The sequence below is a fragment of the Corynebacterium sp. UMB6689 genome, assembly GCF_030215295.1.
Classification (GTDB): Bacteria; Actinomycetota; Actinomycetes; order Mycobacteriales; family Mycobacteriaceae; genus Corynebacterium; species Corynebacterium aurimucosum.
Map to the genome: position 1 here is coordinate 24,855 of NZ_JASOLS010000026.1, position 6,000 is coordinate 30,854.

Consider the following 6,000-nt stretch of genomic DNA (forward strand, 5'->3'; position numbering starts at 1 on the left):
ACGAGTAACGAAGGCGAATAGTATGACGGTCACCAACTACGTGGTCCCCCACCGTGGTTTTGGTGAACCCCGCCGCCTTACGGTTGACGCCGTCAACCCAGAGATGTTCTTACAGCTGTTCTCTTCAGCAGAAAATAGCCATCTCCCCGTTACCTTGTGTGGGCACTCCAGCTCCGGCTTCCGTGTCCGGCATGGAGGGGACATCGTCGGCGTCATTCCCGCCTCCCAGTCTGCCGCTTATGCAGAGCTGGACTCGATCATCGGTGCGGGATTAACTCCTCAGGCCACCGCAGAGATCGCGCTCCGCGAAGATGCGGCAGAGGAATCCATCCCGGTGTTTGAGGTTCTCCTCCCCGAACCAGGCCTGTGCGTTCCCCTCAATATCCCCCCAGCCCAGCGCTGGGGCATGCTCAACGGTGACCGCGCACTGCATATCACTGATTTTTCGGCGACCACGCACTCTTTGCCGAAGCACCCCGCCCATCTCCTCGTGCGCTTGTCCAACCGCCGGCACTTTTTCCGCCGTGCCATCGAGGTTCACCTAGATGACGAACTCGTCGCCACCATTCCGCGCGATCAAGCCTCGCAGTTGAGCGATACCATCACGGGATTCAAACACGAGGGTCTCATCGCAATTGCTCGCGCCTACTTCACCCCAGATGCCGAAGCCCCAACGTTAACTCTCTACACCGAAGATGGAACACCAAACACCAGTTTTGCGGTGAAAACCGCAGGCGTCATCGCTGCTGCCGCGGGGGCGGCTGCCGCGACGGCGGCAAGTACCGCCAAGGCACACGCAACAATCGCACCTATCGGCAGCTCCAAGGCAGCGGGTGCGGCACAGACCACTGGTTCCGCTGTTACAAAGGGTGCACAAGCCCTCTCCCTGAATTCAGTTGGGGCTGCCGCGACGACTGGAACCCAGATCGCTGTCGCTGGCACCGGGCTCAAGCTAGCCTGCGCAGCAAGTGTCGCTGTACTCGTCGGCGGCACCGCTAGCTTTGTCTCCTCAGTGCGCGCAATGCATCCCGCCCATGACCATGTCACCGACTCGGTTCTGGAGGGCTATACCACGTCGCTGCCGGCTCCGAGCCCGGCCAATGATGCAGAAGCTGACAGCGAACCTTCCGCCTGGGCAGAAGAGGAGACCGAAGGCACCGCCGCAGGGATTCACCGCCCTGAGCATCACAGTCTTGCGACCACATCCCGCGCCATCGAGAACACTGCTTTCTCCGCCTCGGCAGAGCCAACTGAGCTGACCGGGCAGCCTGAGCCAACTGAACCAGCAGAGCCCACTCAACATGCAGAGCTGGCTGCGCCTGAGGAAGTGACTCCTTCCCCTCGCAGCAGCCACGAAGTGCCCGCAACGCCGGAAGCAGAGACTCAGCCCGAAGAGCCGGAGAAGAACACCCCTTCCACGCGCACGAGCGAACCTAGCTCTACGCCGACTCAGAAGGCGACCCCAACTTCGGCGGCTCCGAACACCACTCCGACGGCTACCCCACGTACGTCTGAACCAGCTCCGTCGACCACGGCTGCGCCGATAACTTCCGAGCCCAGCGATTCCCTCACGTCAGAGCCAACCACCGAGTCCTCTCCCGAGCCGAGCGAAACGCCAACGTCTGAGCCGACCACTGAGTCCTCGCCGAAGCCTGAGCACACCTCCGAACCGAGCAGCACGCCAAAGATCTCTCCCGAACCGAGCGAGACACCAACGTCGGAACTGACCACTGAGCCCACGCCCGAGCCCAGCGAAACACCCACGTCGGAGCCGACGCCCGAGCCAGAGCTCACCCCTGAGCCCAGCGAGAAGCCCAAGCCAAAGCCGAGCACAGAGCGCACTCCTGAACCAAGCCGCACACCGGACCCAACTCCAGAGCCAACGCCTGAACCGACTCCAGAACCAACGCCTGACCGCGACGGCTGGGTCATCATCATCGAATTCGGTTAGTCACCTCAGCGCGTAGCGCCACCCTTACTTCCATTTAGGTGGTTCGCACCGCTTCACGTGTGCCCTTTCCAGCTTCCTCGCAGTTGGGTACTAAACTGTGAACAATGACTACGACACCCGGCCCCACCAAGCCTGCAGCGCAGCCTGGCGCAGCAGGGACGCCGGCCGCGGCGTCACCGAACACCAACGCCCCGAAGCCGGGACCACGCCCGCACCAGGCTGCCCAAAAGCAGACCGGGAATGAGCAACAAACGGCCCAGCCGCACAAGGACGACAACAAGGACAAGGCCACCGCCCGCGAGGAAGCCCTCGCAGCTTTCCCCTTCGTGGCGCTGACCATCCAAACCACCGGCATCCACCCTTCCACCGGCAGACTGCTCACTGTGGATGCGCTAACCCTCAACGCCGAAGGCGAAATCGGCCAAGAGTTCCACGCCGTCATCAATCCGGGCGAGGACCCAGGCCCTAAACACCTGCACGGTCTCAGTGCTGAGGAAGTCCAGGCAGGACAGTCCTTTTCCATGCTCCTCAAACCACTGGACCGGCTCATCGATGGCCGCACTCTCATCGTCCACGACGCCCCCTACACCTGGGGTTTCATCGTCTCAGAGGCACGCCGCGCAATGACCGCCGCCGCCCGCCAAAACCGCGCGCGCAATCGCAACCGCGGCAAGGGCCGGCGCCGCCGATTCAAGGTGGGACACGTTCCCACCCCAGTGGCGATCGTGGATACCCTCGCCACGGCTCGTCGCCAAAGCGTGTGGGGCACCGATATTCGTCTGGCAGCAGTTGCTCGCGATACCGGCCTTCCGGCGCCTGACCCCACGGCCAGCGTCGAACGTGCGCAGAAGCCGGAGAAGGAGACCTCCCGCGAAGCAACCCGCCTGCTTGTGGCTCTTTATCGCGCGCAAGCTTCAGGCCCACTGAGCAGTGCAGCACCGGATGATCTGCGAGCGGACCGTTTTGGGCTGCAGCGTTCCCACGTCCGCGTCGACGCTGCTGAAGCGCCCCGCCAGCACCACAACCCTGGCGCGTATGTGCCCGGCAAGGAGCTCATCCGCGGCATGGAGATCGTTGTAGCCCCGGAAATCACCGAGGACCCCGATACCATCATCGCCGCCCTAGCCCGCGAGGAGCTCAACTACTCTGAAAAGCTCACCCGAGAAACGTCCCTGGTGGTCTGCAACATCACCACCAACCTCGTGGGCAAGCCCATGCACGCTCACCGCAAGGACATCCCCCTGATGTCCGACGTTGCCTTCCTTGCCGCTCTCGAGCGCATCGAGGAACCCACGGAGCCAGAGGAAGAATCCGGGTCTAAGTCAACGGGTAGCTCGGGCGGACGCCACAGCAGCGGACAATCCAACCGCAATCGTTCCACGAACAAGAACCGCCGCCGCTCGCGCCGCAAGTCCTCCGGTACTCAGCACTCTGCCAAGCAGGAACACGCGCAGAAGAAGCACCAGGGCTCTTCGTCCGACGGATCTGCGAGTGACAAGCGCGCCCAGTCGGACTCCGACTCGAACAACCGGAACAGGGGCGGCAATAAAGGTCGCCGCCGTCGCCGGCGCGGTGGACGTGGCCGCCGCGGTAGTGGCAACCACCAGAAGCAGCAAAACTCGGGACACAACCGCTCACACAACACCGATAGCTAAGGTCCCCCGACTACTCTGGGGAACATGAATTTTAACTTCCGAAGCGCGTTTTCTTCCGCGCGCACTGCGGTTGCTACCACCGCTGCGGCGCTGGCCACCACCGCCTCGCGCGCCACGGGCCGCGGCGCGGGCGGCATGATTGGCGGACTCATCGCCAATGCCATCGACCCCACCATCATGCAGAACTTGGCCAAGCAGCGCCCGGCTATCCTGGTCACCGGAACCAACGGCAAGTCCACGACCACGCGCATGCTGGCCGCCGCAGTGCGCGCCGAACACACCGTGGCCACCAACGATGGTGGCGACAACATGGATGCGGGAATCATCTCCGCACTCTTGGCCGGCAAAGATGCGAGCCATCTAGTCCTTGAGGTAGACGAGCTTCACGTTCCCCACGTCTCGGATAATCTCAACCCCACCGCGCTGGTGCTGCTGAACCTTTCCCGCGATCAGCTGGACCGCGTGGGTGAGATCAACAAGATTGAGCGCGCCTTGCGCGGCGCCGTCGAGGCCCACCCGGACATGCTCGTCATCGCCAACTGCGATGACGTCCTCATGACCTCCGTGGCCTATGACGCGAAGAATGTCATTTGGGTTTCCGCGGGTGCCGGCTGGATGGGTGAATCCGTCACTTGCCCGCGCACTGGGGGCCACATCGTGCGCGAGGGCGAGGACTGGCACGCGGTCAAGCCGCTTGCCGACGGCCGCGAATTCCGCCGCCCCACCCCCACCTGGGCAGTGACGGAGGACGGGCTGGTGAGCCCGGAGGGCGTCGATAAGCTGCGCCTTTCCCTCCCAGGCCGCGCGAACCGCGGCAATGCTGCCCAAGCCGTCGCCGCCGCGGTTGAAGCTTTCGGCGTGGACCGCCACAAGGCCATTGCCGCTGCGGAAGGCGTCGATGATGTGGCCGGACGCTACTCCACCATCACGCTGGGCAAGCGCACGATTCGCCTCCTCCTGGCCAAGAACCCGGCCGGCTGGCAGGAAGCGCTGTCCATGGTGGACCGAGAGGCAGATGGCTTGGTCATCGCCGCCAATGGCCACGTCGCCGACGGTATTGATATGTCCTGGCTGTGGGACGTGCGCTTCGAAGACTTCGAAGGTATTCCCGTCAAGGCAGCGGGTGAGCGCGGCACCGACCTCGCAGTGCGTTTGGTCTATGCGGATATCTCGCACGAGCTCATCGCAAACCCACTCGCCGCTATTAAATCCTGCCCGGAGGGCCGAATCGAGGTCTTGGCCAACTACACCGCCTTCCGTGATCTGAAGAAGGCCCTCACCGCCGCAGCAGCAAAGGAGCACTCGAATGACTAGCCTGCAGATTGGCCTCATCCTCCCTGACATCCTGGGTACCTACGGCGATGACGGCAACGCCCTGGTCCTGCGCCAGCGCGCCCGCATGCGCGGCCACGAGGCTGAGATCGTGCCCATCAAGCTAGGTGAGCCGGTGCCGGATTCTCTCGACGTCTACACCCTTGGCGGCGGCGAGGACACCGCGCAGATTCTCGCCGCAGAGCACCTCATCGCCGATGGCGGCCTGACCCGCGCGGCGGCCGCGAAGCGCCCGATTCTGGCGATTTGCGCAGGCCTACAGGTACTCGGCGAGTCCTTCCGTGCGTCCGGCCGCGTGGTGGATGGTGTGGGGCTCATCGACGCCACCACCGCCTCCATGACCGAGCGCGCTATCGGTGAGGTAGCCACGGAACCGACCAAGGCCGGAATCACCGCTGAGCTCACCGAGCCGCTCACCGGTTTTGAAAACCACATGGGTGCCACCATCCTGGGGCCTGCCGCCCAACCGCTGGGAACGCTGACGCGTGGAACCGGCAATGCGGATACCGCCGCCATCCTGGATCTCTCCGACAAAGCCGTTCAGCGCGGTGCCGAGGGCGCGGTGCAGGGCAGCGTTATCGCCACCTACATGCACGGTCCGGTCCTGGCACGCAACCCGCAACTGGCTGACCTGCTCTTGGCCAAGGCCATGGGAGTCGCACTCAGCGAACTCGAGCCCTTGGATATCCCGGCCATTGCTCAGCTGCGCACCGAGCGCTTTAATGCCTCGGAGCCGCCGCGCTCGCAACGCTAGATATCAATAGAAGTAACTAACTGAACCGATTGACCACAACCTTCGGCACACGGTACCGTAGGCAACGGACGCACTAAGGTGCTCCACTTCCGAAGCTCGTGTTGTTCACACGAGCTTTCGCGTATCCAGGGGGTGTTCCTATATAGTTTGTCAACCTCGCGGGTGGATTAGCCGGGGTTATTCGGCAGGGCGAAGGCGATCCCTCGCCCACTTTTCGGGCTCTTCCGGTTTCGGGGTGAGGTAGAAAACGACGGGTTCAGCGGGTCACCACAACATGTAGGGGTCCCTGGTGTGAAGATGAAAGTTCC

Annotated in this window: 4 protein-coding genes; all 4 read left to right on the top strand. The window is 63.3% G+C overall.

Translation table 11 applies throughout. From position 1 onward, the window contains the following. Positions 1 to 22: 22 nt before the first annotated feature. The 4 genes from QP363_RS11655 (at position 23) to QP363_RS11670 (ending at position 5,692) form a co-directional block, all read left to right on the top strand. Positions 23 to 1,951 carry a hypothetical protein gene (locus tag QP363_RS11655; protein ID WP_284764650.1) on the top strand — a complete coding sequence of 643 codons (1,929 nt, stop codon included), beginning with the start codon at positions 23 to 25 and terminating at the stop codon, positions 1,949 to 1,951. A gap of 104 nt (positions 1,952 to 2,055) precedes the next feature. Continuing rightward, entirely contained in the window at positions 2,056 to 3,606 is a 1,551-nt protein-coding gene (locus QP363_RS11660) for a DNA polymerase III subunit epsilon (RefSeq protein ID WP_284764651.1), read from the top strand. A 24-nt stretch (positions 3,607 to 3,630) separates the two neighbouring features. Beyond that, complete coding sequence (locus QP363_RS11665) at positions 3,631 to 4,920, top strand: MurT ligase domain-containing protein (protein WP_284764652.1); 1,290 nt, start codon at positions 3,631 to 3,633, stop codon at positions 4,918 to 4,920. Further along, positions 4,913 to 5,692, top strand: a complete 780-nt coding sequence (locus QP363_RS11670) for a type 1 glutamine amidotransferase (protein WP_284764653.1) — start codon at positions 4,913 to 4,915, stop codon at positions 5,690 to 5,692. The genes QP363_RS11665 and QP363_RS11670 overlap by 8 nt, the downstream gene beginning before the upstream one ends. Positions 5,693 to 6,000: the final 308 nt, after the last annotated feature.

Excerpts from the sequence above, each read along its gene's own strand:
- QP363_RS11655 (WP_284764650.1), top strand. The coding sequence starts at position 23 with ATGACGGTCACCAACTACGTGGTCCCCCACCGTGGTTTTGGTGAACCC.
- QP363_RS11660 (WP_284764651.1), top strand. The coding sequence starts at position 2,056 with ATGACTACGACACCCGGCCCCACCAAGCCTGCAGCGCAGCCTGGCGCA.
- QP363_RS11665 (WP_284764652.1), top strand. The coding sequence starts at position 3,631 with ATGAATTTTAACTTCCGAAGCGCGTTTTCTTCCGCGCGCACTGCGGTT.
- QP363_RS11670 (WP_284764653.1), top strand. The coding sequence starts at position 4,913 with ATGACTAGCCTGCAGATTGGCCTCATCCTCCCTGACATCCTGGGTACC.